This is a genomic window from Luteimonas pelagia, assembly GCF_054776035.1.
In genome coordinates, this window is record NZ_BAAHCG010000003.1 from 133441 (window position 1) to 146425 (window position 12985).

At 71.7% G+C, this 12985-nt stretch carries 12 protein-coding genes and 1 pseudogene; 9 read left to right on the top strand and 4 right to left on the bottom strand.

What is annotated here, in order from left to right; translation table 11 throughout:
* Positions 1-92: 92 nt before the first annotated feature.
* The 3 genes from ACYU7H_RS09485 (at position 93) to ACYU7H_RS09495 (ending at position 2683) form a co-directional block, all read left to right on the top strand.
* Positions 93-1019 (top strand): phosphoribosylaminoimidazolesuccinocarboxamide synthase, encoded by a 927-nt coding sequence (locus ACYU7H_RS09485; RefSeq protein WP_460814225.1) that lies wholly within the window; start codon positions 93-95, stop codon positions 1017-1019.
* Between the two features lie 61 nt (positions 1020-1080).
* Positions 1081-1569: an Mpo1 family 2-hydroxy fatty acid dioxygenase gene (locus ACYU7H_RS09490; protein WP_460814226.1), complete on the top strand. Its 489-nt coding sequence runs from the start codon at positions 1081-1083 to the stop codon at positions 1567-1569.
* Positions 1570-1795: 226 nt separating this feature from the next.
* Positions 1796-2683, top strand: coding sequence for a DMT family transporter (locus ACYU7H_RS09495; RefSeq protein WP_460814228.1), 888 nt, complete (start codon positions 1796-1798; stop codon positions 2681-2683).
* A 13-nt stretch (positions 2684-2696) separates the two neighbouring features.
* On the opposite strand, the gene ACYU7H_RS09500 is transcribed toward ACYU7H_RS09495, so the two are convergent.
* Entirely contained in the window at positions 2697-3638 is a 942-nt protein-coding gene (locus tag ACYU7H_RS09500; RefSeq protein WP_460814230.1) for an NAD-dependent epimerase/dehydratase family protein, read from the bottom strand.
* Between the two features lie 110 nt (positions 3639-3748).
* Here ACYU7H_RS09500 and ACYU7H_RS09505 point away from each other — a divergent pair.
* The 6 genes and pseudogenes from ACYU7H_RS09505 to ACYU7H_RS09530 form a co-directional block, all read left to right on the top strand.
* Positions 3749-6508 (top strand): annotated as a pseudogene (locus ACYU7H_RS09505) (monovalent cation/H+ antiporter subunit A); the annotation flags it as partial.
* Positions 6509-6528: 20 nt separating this feature from the next.
* Positions 6529-6891 (top strand): Na+/H+ antiporter subunit C, encoded by a 363-nt coding sequence (locus ACYU7H_RS09510; protein ID WP_460814232.1) that lies wholly within the window; start codon positions 6529-6531, stop codon positions 6889-6891.
* Positions 6891-8501: a monovalent cation/H+ antiporter subunit D gene (locus ACYU7H_RS09515; RefSeq protein ID WP_460814233.1), complete on the top strand. Its 1611-nt coding sequence runs from the start codon at positions 6891-6893 to the stop codon at positions 8499-8501. The genes ACYU7H_RS09510 and ACYU7H_RS09515 overlap by 1 nt, the downstream gene beginning before the upstream one ends.
* Positions 8498-8983 (top strand): Na+/H+ antiporter subunit E, encoded by a 486-nt coding sequence (locus ACYU7H_RS09520; protein ID WP_460814235.1) that lies wholly within the window; start codon positions 8498-8500, stop codon positions 8981-8983. The genes ACYU7H_RS09515 and ACYU7H_RS09520 overlap by 4 nt, the downstream gene beginning before the upstream one ends.
* Positions 8984-9027: 44 nt before the next feature.
* Positions 9028-9249, top strand: a complete 222-nt coding sequence (locus ACYU7H_RS09525) for a K+/H+ antiporter subunit F (RefSeq protein WP_460815028.1) — start codon at positions 9028-9030, stop codon at positions 9247-9249.
* Positions 9246-9635 (top strand): Na+/H+ antiporter subunit G, encoded by a 390-nt coding sequence (locus ACYU7H_RS09530; protein WP_460814236.1) that lies wholly within the window; start codon positions 9246-9248, stop codon positions 9633-9635. The genes ACYU7H_RS09525 and ACYU7H_RS09530 overlap by 4 nt, the downstream gene beginning before the upstream one ends.
* A 10-nt stretch (positions 9636-9645) precedes the next feature.
* On the opposite strand, the gene ACYU7H_RS09535 is transcribed toward ACYU7H_RS09530, so the two are convergent.
* From ACYU7H_RS09535 to hppD, 3 genes are all read right to left on the bottom strand, one after another.
* On the bottom strand, positions 9646-10311 hold the full coding sequence (locus ACYU7H_RS09535) for a hypothetical protein (protein WP_460814238.1): 666 nt from the start codon (positions 10309-10311) through the stop codon (positions 9646-9648).
* Between the two features lie 70 nt (positions 10312-10381).
* Entirely contained in the window at positions 10382-11683 is a 1302-nt protein-coding gene (gene hmgA / locus ACYU7H_RS09540) for a homogentisate 1,2-dioxygenase (RefSeq protein ID WP_460814239.1), read from the bottom strand.
* Positions 11684-11744: 61 nt separating this feature from the next.
* Positions 11745-12857 carry a 4-hydroxyphenylpyruvate dioxygenase gene (gene hppD, locus ACYU7H_RS09545; RefSeq protein ID WP_460814241.1) on the bottom strand — a complete coding sequence of 371 codons (1113 nt, stop codon included), beginning with the start codon at positions 12855-12857 and terminating at the stop codon, positions 11745-11747.
* Positions 12858-12985 lie beyond the last annotated feature (128 nt).

A 12985-nucleotide genomic window follows, 5' to 3' on the forward strand; every position in this document is an offset into this window, starting at 1 on the left:
CGCGCCCGGTGGGGAGGCGGCAAGTCTACCGGGACGGGCACGCGGCGCCCCCGCGCCGTACACTGGCCGGCCCGCTGACCCGCGAGCACGGCGTGGCCACGACCCTGACCGAATCCAACCTGCCCGGACTCCACCTGCGCCACCGCGGCAAGGTCCGCGACGTGTTCGACCTGCCCGAATCCGCCTTGCCCGCCGCCGCGCGCGGCCACGGCGACGCGCTGCTGATCGTGGCGACGGACCGGCTCTCGGCCTTCGACGTGGTGCTGCCCGACCCGATCCCCGGCAAGGGCGAGATGCTCACCCGGATCAGCAACTTCTGGTTCGATCGCACGGCGCACCTGATACGCAACCACCTGACCGGGGTCGCGGTCGAGGACGTGCTGCCCGAGGGCGTGGACCCCGCGGCCTACCGCGATCGCGCGGTGGTCGCGCGCCGGCTCAAGCCGGTGCCGGTCGAGGCGATCGCGCGCGGCTACCTGATCGGCAGCGGCTGGAAGGACTACCAGCGCACCGGCCGGGTGAGCGGCATCACGCTGCCCGACGGACTGCGCCAGGCCGAGCGCTTGCCGCAGCCGATCTTCACGCCGTCGACCAAGGCGGCGGTCGGCGACCACGACGAGAACATCGATTTCGACACGATGGTCAAGCTGGTCGGCGCGGAACTCGCCGAGCAGGTGCGCGACGCGACGCTGCGGCTGTACCAGTTCGCCGCCGAGCACGCGGCGCGCCGGGGCATCCTGCTGGCGGACACCAAGTTCGAGTTCGGCCTGGACGCGGACGGTCGGCTGCACGTGATGGACGAGATGCTCACCCCGGACAGTTCGCGCTACTGGCCCGCCGACGAATACCGGGTCGGCACCAGCCCGCCGAGCTACGACAAGCAGATCGTCAGGGATTACCTGGAGACGCTCGACTGGGACAAGACGCCGCCGGGCCCGACGCTGCCGGCGGAGGTGATCGAGCGCACGCGGGCGCGCTATGCCGAGGCGCTCGGGCGGCTGGCGGACATCCGGGCCTGACGCGCCGCCCGGCGGGTGGCCGCCAGGGCTATGCTGGCGCGGCCCCCGACGGAGCGAATCCATGGACACCGAAGCCACCGCCGTCCGGCGGCCGATCGATCGCTGGTTCGACAGCTACTCCGGCGACCACCGCAACGACACCAACCAGTGGATCCACGTGTTCGCCGTCCCGGCGATCCTGTGGAGCGTGATCGCGCTGCTGTGGTGCATCCCGGTGCCGGGCGGGATGTTCCGGCAGGGGTTGTGGGCGGCCTTGGCGATGTTCCTGGCGTGGATGTTCTATTACCGGGCGTCGCGGCCGCTGGGGTTCGGGATGCTGGCGGTGTTCGTCGGCTTCGCGTGGCTGACGCGTTGGTTGCATGACGCGCTCGGGACGATGCAGTTGCTGTGGCTGGCGCTGGCGGTGTTCGTGGTGGCGTGGATCGCGCAGTTCGTCGGCCACAGGATCGAGGGACGCAAGCCGAGCTTCCTGACCGACCTGACCTACCTGCTGATCGGGCCGGCGTGGGTGCTGGCGAAGTTGTATCGGCGGTTGGGTTGGCGGTGGTGATTCGCGCGCGTCCGGTGGGACGTGCCAAGAGGTCCTTCGTCATCGTTTCAGCGGGATTTTCGCGGGCGGGCCTGGAACGCCATGGCCGCACGCGACACGCCGTGAATCCGTCCATGGAGGCTCGGTCGCGACATCCTTGTCGCGAACGGTCGCGTGCGGCCATGGCGCTCCAGGCCCCTCATCTCCGCGGATGATCGTTGCGTCCCCAGACTCGAGCATTTGAACGATGCCTCCTCGCGACCTCCTGCTTGTGCTGATCGTCTGCCTGGTGTGGGCGGGGAACTTCCTGACGTCGGCGTTCGCGTTGCGGGAGCTTCCGCCGTTCCTGTTCACCGCGCTTCGGCTGGCGATGCTGGCGGTGCTGCTGGGGGCGTTCGTGACGCGGCCGCCGGCGGCGCAGTGGCCGCGGCTGGTGGCGGTGGCGGTGTGCAACGGGGTGCTGCATTTCGGTCTGGCGTTCATGGCGCTGCGCATGGCCGACAACATCGCCTCGCCGGCGATCGTGTTGCAGAGCTACGTGCCGATGGCGGCGCTGCTGGCGTGGTGGTGGCTCGGCGAGCGGTTCGCGTGGCGCACGGCGGCGGCGATCGGGTTGAGCTTCGCCGGCGTGCTGGTGCTGGGGTTCGATCCGCTGCTGCTGGGCAAGCCGGTGGCGCTGGCGACGATGCTGGGGGCGGCGTTCTTCCTTGCGGCGGGCACGGTGCTCATGCGGCGGCTGTCCGGATTCGGGATGGTGTCGCTGCAGGGGTGGACGGCGTTGATCGGCGTGGTGCCGCTCCTGCTGCTCAGCCTGTGGCTGGAGCCGGGCGGGATCGCGGCGCTGGGCGACGCGAGCTGGGTGGCCTGGGCGGGGGCGGCGTATTCGGCGGTGTTCGCCTCGCTGCTCGGGCACGGGCTCTACTACGTGCTGGTGCAGCGCTACCCGGTGGCGCAGGTGACGCCGTGGCTGCTGCTGACGCCGGTGTTCGCGGTCGCGCTCGGCATGGCCTTCTGGGGCGACCGGCCGGGGCCGCAGCTCTGGGCGGGTGGCGCGATGGTGCTCGGGGGCGTGCTGGTCATCGCGCTGCGCGCGCGGGCGAAGGCGCGGGTGCTGCCGGAGGCGGAGGCGATCTGAGCGGTCGCGCCGCTCAACCGGGCCGCTCGTCGAACATCGCGGCCGTCGGCCGGAACGGCCGCGGGCGGTAGTCGAAGTCGCGCCGCGCGGGGGCGGTGTCGAACACGAGGTCGTCCCGCATGCGCGCGACGGCGGTGGCACCGAGGCCGCGGGCGACGCCCAGCGCTTGCGCCGCGGCCAGCAGCGCGCGGAACAGCGCGGGCGGCAGCGTGGCGACCCGGGCGGGGCGGTCCAGGACCGCGAGCACGCGGGCCACCATGTCGCGGTACGGCAGCGTCTCGCCACCCGGCACGGCGTAGGCATTGCCGTCGCACGCGCGGCTCCCGCACGCGGCGAGCGCGGCGATGGCCAGGTCGTCCACGTGCACAGGCTGGCGGAGTCCGACCGCGTCGGCGGGCAGCGGGAACACCCGCGTGCGCCGGGCGATCGCGGCGATCCGGCTCAGCGTCCGGTCCGTGCCGGCGCCGTAGACGAGCGTGGGCCGGAGCACCGTCGCGGCCGCGCCCTTGGCGCGCGCCGTCGCGAACACGCCCGCCTCGCCCGCGGCGAGGCGCCGCGCGAGGTCGCGCTCATGGGCGTCCGCCGAGTCGCCCTTGACCAGCACCGAGGTCGAGCCGAACGCGACGACGTGTGGCGCGTCCACCGCGGCGGCGGCGTACCAGCCCGCGAACCGGTCGAGCGGCCCGCAACTGAAGATCGCGTCGAACGCGGGCGGCAGCGCGGGCATCGCGTCGAAACCGCCCTGCCGCCATTCGACCGTCGGTTCGTCGGCGCGGGCAACGCGGGACACCGCGGTCACCTGCCAGCCTGCGTCGTGCAGGCGCACGAGGAGCGCACGGCCGATCTGGCCGCTCGCGCCGAACACCAGCGCCTGGCGTGCGGCCGCGCGCCGCGCGGGCGGCATCGCGCCTCGGGTCGAGGCGACGCGCATGCCCGGGTCCGGATCCGCTTGCATGCGCGCAGGATAGCGGCTGCGCGACGACGCCCGCGGCAGGCGTCCGCAGGGCATCAGTTAGACTCGGGTGAGCCGGCGCGACCGTCGCGACGGCCCCGAGAACCGTCCCGATGCTGGAAATCCTGCTGGCCCTGCCGTTCGCGCTGGCGCTGGCGGTGGGACTCGCGCGCGGCGCTCCGCGGCGGGCCATCGCCTGGCTTGCCGGTGCCGCCCCGCTCGCCGGGCTGCTGCTGCTTGCGTGGTTCTCGCCCGCGGTGCTCGGCGGCCATGCGCCGGCGGCCTCCCACCCGTGGCTGCCCGAAGCGGGCCTGCTGTTCACCCTGCGGCTCGATGGCCTGGCGTGGATGTTCGCGCTGATGGTGCTCGCCATCGGCGCGCTCATCGTGATGTACGCGGCCTACTACCTGAGCCCGCGCGACAGCGCGGCCCGGTTCTTCGCCTACCTGCTGCTGTTCATGGGCTCCATGCTCGGCATGGTGCTGGCCGGCAACCTGCTGCTGCTCGTGGTGTTCTGGGAACTCACGTCGATCAGCTCGTTCCTGCTGATCGGCTTCTGGTCGCGGCGCGAGGACGCGCGCGACGGCGCCCGCATGGCGCTGACGATCACCGGCGCGGGCGGGCTGGCCCTGCTGGGCGGCGTGCTGCTGATCGGTCGCATCGTCGGCAGCTACGAACTGGTGGACGTGCTGGCGGCGGGCGAGCAGATCCGGGCGCACGCGCTCTACCCGGCCATCCTGGGCCTGGTCCTGCTGGCGATCTTCACCAAGTCGGCGCAGTTCCCGTTCCACTTCTGGCTGCCGCACGCGATGGCGGCGCCCACGCCGGTGTCGGCCTACCTGCATTCGGCGACGATGGTGAAGGCCGGCGTGTTCCTGCTGGCGCGACTGCACCCGGTGCTGGCGGGCGACGACCTGTTCTTCTACGTGGTCAGCGCGGTCGGCGCGACCACGCTGCTGGTCGGTGCGTGGAGCGCGATCTTCCAGCACGACCTCAAGGGCCTGCTCGCCTACTCGACCATCTCGCACCTGGGCCTGATCACGTTGCTGTTCGGCCTGTCCACGCCGCTGGCGGTGGTCGCCGGCCTGTTCCACATCCTCAACCACGCGACGTTCAAGGCGTCGCTGTTCATGGCCGCCGGCATCATCGACCACGAGTCCGGGACCCGCGACATGCGCCGGCTCGGCAACCTGCGCCGGTTCCTGCCCGTCACCAGCGCGCTCGCCGTGACCGCGGCGCTGGCGATGGCCGGCATCCCCCTCCTCAACGGCTTCCTGTCGAAGGAGATGTTCTTCGCCGAGGCGCTCGAGGTCGGCGGCGAGGGCCCGTCGGGCTGGGCGATCGCGATCACCGCGGCACTCGCCGGCGCCTTCGGCGTCGCATACAGCCTGCGCTTCGTGCACGACACCTTCTTCGGCGAGGGTCCGCGCCGCGTGCACCGCGAGATCCACGAGCCGCCACGGTTCATGCGGATCCCGGTCGCGATCCTGGTGGTGGCGTGCGTGACGGTCGGGATCATGCCGGCGATGACGATCGCGCCGGTGCTCGACACCGCGGCGCGATCGGTGCTGGGCCCGTCCATGCCCGCCTACGACCTGGCGGTCTGGCACGGCTTCAACGTGCCGCTGGCGATGAGCCTGGGCGGCATCGTCGCCGGCGTGGCCCTGTACTCCGGGCTGCGCCGGCTGTTCAACATCCATGCGATCGTGCGCCGCTCGCTCGGGCGACACCTGTTCCACGTGAACGTGGACGCGCTGTACCGGCTCGCGCGCCGGTTCACCCGTTCGATCGCCAACGGAAGCCTGCAGCGCTCGCTGTCATGGCTGCTGCTCGCGGCCATCGTGGCCGCGGCGGTGCCGGCGCTGCCCGGGCTGCTTGCCACCGCGCCCGGCGAAGGACAACCGATGCCACCCCTGGCGTGGACGCTCTGGGCGATGCTGGTCGCCGCGGCCTGCGCCACGCTCGCCCTGCACCGCCAGCGCCTGGTGGCCCTGGTGGTGATCGGCGCGGTCGGCCTGGCGGTGAGCCTCGCGTTCGTGGTGCTGTCGGCGCCGGACCTGGCGCTGACCCAGCTGCTGGTGGAGCTGGTCACCATCGCGCTGATGCTGCTGGCGCTGAACTACCTGCCGCAGGCATCCAGGCCGCTGCCCGGCCTGCTGAGCCGTGCGCGTCGCTGGCGCGACGTCGCCATCGCCCTGGTCGCGGGCGGGGGCGTGGCCGCGCTCGCCTACGCGATGATGACCCGGCCCACGCGCACGGTCGCCGACGAGCTGCTCGCGCGCTCGATCCCCGAGGGCCACGGCACCAACGTGGTCAACGTCATCCTGGTGGACTTCCGAGGCTTCGACACGCTCGGCGAGATCGCCGTGTTCGGAATCGCCGCGCTCGTGGTGCATGCGCTCCTGCGGCGCGCGCGCCTGGTGCCGGACCACGTGGTCCCGGGCGAACCCGACCGCATGCCGATGCCGGCCAACCTGAGCCACCTGCTGTTCCCGCTGGCGCTGGCGGTGTCGGCCTACCTGTTCCTGCGTGGCCACAACCAGCCCGGTGGCGGCTTCATCGCCGGACTGGTGCTGGCGGTGCCGCTGCTGCTCCAGTACGTGCTGCAGGGCGCGCACTACGTCGAGCAGCGCATGGGCTTCGACCACGCGCGCTGGATCGGCGTCGGCCTTCTGGCCGCCGTGGCCACCGGCGCCGGCGCGATGGTGCTTGGCCACCCCTTCCTCACCAGTGGCTACGCGTCGCTCGGCATCCCGCTGGTCGGCAAGGTCGGCCTGGCGAGCGCGCTGGGCTTCGACCTGGGCGTGTACCTGGTCGTGTTCGGCGGCGCGATGCTGATCCTGTCCATGCTCGGCACGGTGCGCAGCACGCGCGGCGACGGGGGGGCGGGCTGATGGAACTGGCGATGGCCAGCGCGATCGGGGTGCTGGTGGCCACCGGCACGTGGCTGCTGCTGCGCGCGCGCAGCTTCGACGTGATCATCGGGCTCACGCTGCTCTCGTACGCGACCAACCTGCTGATCTTCGCCGCGGGCCGCCTCGTCCCCGGCAAGCCGCCGGTGCTGCGCCGGGGCATCGAGCCCCTGCTCGCCAGCCACGCCGATCCGCTGCCCCAGGCCCTGGTGCTGACCGCGATCGTGATTTCCTTCGCGATGACCGCGGTCACCATCGTGGTGGCCCTGCGCAGCCATGCGGACAACGGCGACGACCATGTCGACGCGGGCGAGGGCGACAGCGACCGGGAGCGCGCGAAGTGATGGCGCACCTGCCGATCCTGCCGATCCTGGTGCCGCTGCTGGCCGCCGCCGTGATCCTCCTGGTGGAGCGCCGCGGCGTGGTCGCGCAGCGCATCGTCGCCACGCTGGGCATGGCCGGCCTCCTGTCCGCGGCGCTCTTGCTCGCGGTGGCGGCGGACGCCGACGGGACGCTCGTCTACCTGGTCGGCGACTGGCCCGCGCGGCTTGGCATCGCGCTGGTCGCCGACCGCCTCGGCGCGCTGATGGTGCTGGCGACCGCCCTGCTGGCGATCCCCTGCCTGCTGTACGCGGCGTCCGGCTGGGACCGTCGGGCGCTGCACTTCCATGCCCTGTTCCAGCTGCAGCTGGCCGGCCTCAACGGCGCGTTCCTGACCGGCGACCTGTTCAACCTGTTCGTGTTCTTCGAGGTGCTGCTGATCGCCTCGTACGGCCTGCTGCTGTCGGGCGGGCGCGGCCCGCGCATGCGCGCCGGCCTGCACTACGTGGCCTTCAACATCACCGCGTCGACGCTGTTCCTCGTCGCCCTGGCGCTGCTGTACGGGATGACGGGCACGCTCAACATGGCGGAGATGGCGCTGCGCGTGGCCGACGCGCCGGAAGGCGACCGCGCGCTGCTGCAGGCGGCGTCGGGCATCCTGCTGGTGGTGTTCTGCGGCAAGGCGGCGCTGCTGCCGATGTACGTGTGGTTGCCGAAGACCTACAAGTACGCACCCGCCGCGGTGGCGGCGCTGTTCACCGTGATGACCAAGGTCGGCGTGTACGCGGTGCTGCGCGTGTTCTCGCTGGTGTTCGGCGCGCAGGCGGGGCCGATGGCGGGCTGGGCCTGGGACTGGCTGCTGCCGCTCGGCCTGGTGACGCTGCTGCTGGGCACGCTGGGCGCGATGGCGGCGCTCACCCTGCGCGCGATGGTGGCGTGGCTGGTGATCGCCTCGGCCGCGACCCTGTTCGTCGCGTTCGCGCTGGCGACACCCGAGGCCGTGGGCGCGGGCCTCTACTACCTGGTCCACAGCACGTTCGCGACCGCGGCCCTGTTCCTGGTCGCCGACCTCGTGCGCAGGCAGCGCGGGGGCGCACGCGACCGCATCGACCTGGCCGCGCGCCTGCCGCAGGCGCCGCTCCTGGGCACGCTGCTGCTGGTGGGCGCGATCGCGGTGACCGGCCTGCCGCCGCTGTCCGGCTTCATGGGCAAGTTCACCCTCCTGGCCGCGGTGCCGGAAAGCGAAGTCGGACGCGTGTGGTCCGTGCTGCTGCTGACCAGCCTGATGGCGATCGTCGCGCTCGCGCGCGCCGGCAGCATGCTGTTCTGGGAAGGCCCCGCGCTGGCGGCCCGCGTGGGTGCGAACGGCAACGGCGAAGCCGCCGGCGGTGACGCCGACGACAACGGGGACGCGCCCGGGCCGGGCGACCTCGCGACGCCGGTGTCCACGCGTGCGCAGCCCCTGCAGCTGGTCGCCGTGGGCCTGCTGCTGGCGTATGGCGTGGGGCTGTCGATCTTCGCCGACCCCGTGCTGCGCTACGCGCGCGACGCGGCGGCGCACGCTCTCGACCCGGCTGTCCTGGTCGAGGCCGTGCGCGGCAGCCGTTCCGTCCTGCGGGCGCCCTCGCCATGAACCGATTCCTGCCTTCGCCGCCGCTCAGCGTCGCCGTGCTGCTGCTCTGGCTGCTGCTGGTCGCCGAGTTCAGCGTCGGCCACGTGCTGCTGGGCACGTTGCTCGCGGTCGTGCTGCCGCTGCTCGCCGGCCTGCTGCAGCCCGAGCGCGCGCGCTTCGGCCGGACCGCGGCGATCCTCGTGCTCGTCCGCAGGGTTGCATGGGACATCGTGCTGTCGAACATCGAGGTCGCGCGCCGCATCCTCGGGCCGGAGCGCGCGATCACGCCGGGGTTCATCTGGATCCCGCTCGAGCTCACCAGCATCCACGGGATCACCGCGCTGGCCAGCATCATCACGCTCACGCCCGGCACCCTGTCCGCCGAGCTGACCGACGACCGCCGGCACCTGCTCGTGCACTGCTTCAACCTGGACGACGCCGACGCCACGGTGGCGACGATCAAGCAGCGCTACGAGTCCCTGCTGAAGGAGATCTTCCCGTGATCCAGACCGCCCTCGTCGCCGCGCTGTGCGTCGTCGCGCTGGCGATGCTGTTCAGCCTCTGGCGCCTGCTGCGCGGCCGGACGCTGCCCGACCGCATCCTCGCCCTGGACACGCTGTACGTGAACACGATCGCGCTGCTGATGCTGTTCGGCATGGCGCTGCGCTCGTCGATCTACTTCGAGGCCGCGCTCGTCATCGCGATGCTCGGCTTCGTCAGCACCGTCATGCTGTGCAAGTACGTCATGCGCAGGGACATCGTCGAATGAGCGGCTTCGACCCCGAGATGCTGCCCGGGATCGCGCTGGTCGTGCTGCTGGCGGTGGGCTGTTTCTTCGTGCTGGTCGGCTCGTTCGGCCTGTTCAAGCTGTCGGACTTCTTCAAGCGCCTGCACGGCCCGACCAAGGCCACCACGCTCGGCGTGGGCTGCATCCTGGTCGCGTCGATCCTCTGGCACGGCGTGCTCGGCGACGACGGCCTCGGCCTGCGCGAGCTGCTGGTGACGGTCTTCCTGTTCCTGACCGCGCCGGTAAGCGCGCACCTCATGGCCCGGGCCGCGCTCGCCCTGGAGCCCGGGGTGCGTCCCGATCCGCCGGCATCGCCGGAGGACGGGCGCAAGGGGAAGGCGCCGCGCGACGGGGCGGGCGAAGACTAGCGCACGGTCGTCAGGAACAACCCTCGACGTAGTCGACCTGCGGCGGGATGCCGATCCGCCACTCGGTCACCATGCCGTCCTCGTCGGTTTCGAACAGCAGCACGCCCGGGCCATCGTCCGGGTCGCCGATCCGCAGGTAGCTGGCCCCGTCGACGTACTTGTGCGGGCGGGTTTCCACCCGGCCGGGATACATGGCCTCGATCGCGTGCGCGTCCAGGCCGATGCGGCCGCCACCCGGTGCCGTCACCCGCGGCGTCGCCACGTCCACGCGGACGAAGCGCCCGTCCTCGACCATGAAGGCGACCTGGTAGCCGCTGTCCTGTTCGACCGGCGGGCTCAGGTAGTGGCAAGCGGCCTCCGCGTCCGGCATGGCGTGAAGCTCGCCGCCCCAGGCCTGGCGGACGGATTCGGCGGGCGCGCCGAAGGCCGCCGGACCGAACCCGGCGAAACCGATCGTGCCCTCGGCGGGGAGGCCCTGCGGCGGGATGGTCGTGCCGGCCGGCGCGGTCGCGGGCGGGACGTCGCCCGGTGGCTGGTCGAGGGCCACGGCCCCGGGATCCGGGGCGCCACTGCCGGCGCCGGCCCCGTCCGCGCCGGGGCCGCCGGCGCCGCGCGTGCACCCGGCGGCGACGCAACACGCCAAGAGCAGCCAGCCCGGCGTCAGCAGATGGCGCATGCGGTGTCCCCATGTCGAAACGCGCGCAGCCTAGCGCGCGGCCGTGAATCCGGCGCGAAGCACGCCCGGGTCAGGGCGCCGCGAAGTGCTTGCGCAGCCCGGCCCAGCAGGCCTGGTAGTCGCGCTGCCGGTGCGCGGCTTCGAGCGCCTGCGCGGTCGGGCGGATCACCGCGCGGCTCTCGAACATGAAGGCCATGGTGTCGCGGATCACGTCCGGCTTCGACAGGTCGGCGCCGGACGCCTTCTCGAACGTGGCCGCGTCCGGGCCGTGGCCGGTGAAGCTGTTGTGCAGCGAGCAGCCACCGGGTGCGAAGCCCTCGGCCTTGGCGTCGTAGGCGCCGTGCACCAGGCCCATGAATTCGCTCGCGACGTTGCGGTGGAACCACGGCGGGCGGAACGTGTCCTGCGCCACCAGCCAGCGCGGCGGGAAGATCACGAAGTCCATGTTGCTGGTGCCCGGCGTTTCGCTGGGCGAGTGCAGGACCAGGAAGATGCTCGGGTCCGGATGGTCGAAGCTGATCGAGCCGATCGTGTTGAACCGGCGCAGGTCGTACTTGCAGGGCGCGTAGTTGCCATGCCAGCCGACGACGTCGAGCGGGCTGTGGCCGATCGGCGCGCGCCACAGGTGGCCCTGGAACTTGGCGACCAGTTCGAACTCGCCCTCCAGGTCCTCGTAGGACGCTTCGGGCGCGAGGAAGTCGCGCGGATTGGCCAGGCCGTTGGACCCGATCGGGCCGAGGTCCGGCAGTTGGAGCAGCGCGCCGAAGTTCTCGCACACGTAGCCGCGCGACGGGCCGTCGGGCAGCGCGACCTGGAATCGCACGCCGCGCGGGATCAGCGCGATCTCCTGCGGCGCGACCTCGAGCAGGCCGAACTCGGTCGAGATCTCCAGCCGGCCCTGCTGCGGGACGACCAGCAGTTCGCCGTCGGCGTCGTAGAAGTAGCGCCCGTCCATGTCGCGGTCGGCCGCGTACACGTGGACGCCGATGCCCGTCTGCGCGGCGGGGCCGCCGTTGCCGGCCATCGTGTACAGGCCATCCACGAAATCCGCGCCCGCGCCGTCGGGCAGCGGCAGCGGGTTCCAGCGCAGCTGGTCGGGCGTGACGGGACCGGTGTCGAAGTCGTTGTGGAAGCGGGGCTGGGCGAACGGTTCGAACGCGCCGTGCATCGCGGCCGGGCGGATGCGGTACAGCCAGCTGCGACGGTTCGCGCTGCGCGGCGCCGTGAACGCGGTGCCGCTCAGCTGCTCCGCATACAGGCCGTGCGCGACCTTCTGCGGGGAGTTGCGCCCGACCGGCAGCGTGCCGGCCACCGCCTCGGTGGCGAACTCGTTGCCGAAGCCGCTCATGTAGCCGTTGCCGCGCAGGGTCATCTCGCGCTCGCCTTGTCGCGGGTGGCCCCGCGGGTTGGGGTCGGGTCCGGGTGGCGCGGCGTCAGAGGACGCCGCGCTTCATCTGGTCGCGCTCGATGCTCTCGAACAGGGCCTGGAAGTTGCCCTCGCCGAAGCCTTCGTTGCCCTTGCGCTGGATGATCTCGAAGAAGATCGGGCCGATCGCGTTCTGGGTGAAGATCTGCAGCAGCTTGCGCTGCTTGGTCTCCGGGTCGGCGTCGATCAGGATCTTGTTTCGCGCCAGCCGCGGCACGTCCTCGCCGTGGCCCGGGACGCGCTGGTCGATCACTTCGAAATACGTCTCCGGCGTGTCCAGGAACTCGATGCCGGCCTCGCGCATCTTTTCGACCGTGTCGTAGATGTCGTCGGTGAAGCAGGCGATGTGCTGGATGCCCTCGCCCTTGTACGCGTCGAGGTACTCGTTGATCTGCGACTTGGGGTCGCTGGACTCGTTGAGCGGGATGCGCACGATGCCGTCAGGCGCGGTCATCGCCTTGGACACCAGGCCGGTCTTGGCGCCCTTGATGTCGAAGTAGCGGATCTCGCGGAAGTTGAACAGCTTCTCGTAGTAGTCCGACCACTTCGCCATGTTGCCGAAGTAGAGGTTGTGCGTGAGGTGGTCGATGAAGGTCAGGCCGAACCCGCGTGCGTCCTGGTCGGCGCCCTCGATCGCCTCGTAGTCGGCATCGTAGATCGTGCCCGCGTCGCCGTAGCGGTCGACCAGGTACAGCATGCAGTCGCCGATGCCCTTCACGACCGGCGCGTCGACGGCCTTGCTCTCCGGCTTGTGGTCGATGGCCTCGCCGCCGTTGTCGAGCACGCGCTGGCAGACCTCGCCGGACGGCTTGCGGAAGCGGATCGCGAAGCCGCATGCGCTCGGGCCGTGGGCCTTGGCGAAGTCGGCGGCGAAGGAGTCCGGGTCCTCGTTGACGAGGAAGTTGACGCCGCCCTGGCGGTAGACGGTGATCGGCCGCGTCTTGTGCCTGAGCACCGCGGTGAAGCCCATCCTGCGGAAGTAGTCGTGCAGCAGCCCGGCCTGCCCCTGCGGCGCGGCGAACTCCACGAACTCGAAGCCGTCGATCCCCATCGGGTTCTCGAAGGTGGTGACCTGCATGCCGAGGTTGTGGCCGGCGGCGGACTGCGGCTGGGCGCTCATGGCGGACTCCTGTGGGTCGGTGCGGCCGCGCGAGTGTGGCGCGCGCGGCGTTCAGGGGATGTCGCGTGCGACCGGCGGCCATGCGGCCGCGGCTTGCACCCGGGTCCCCGACGTTATAGTTTCAATTG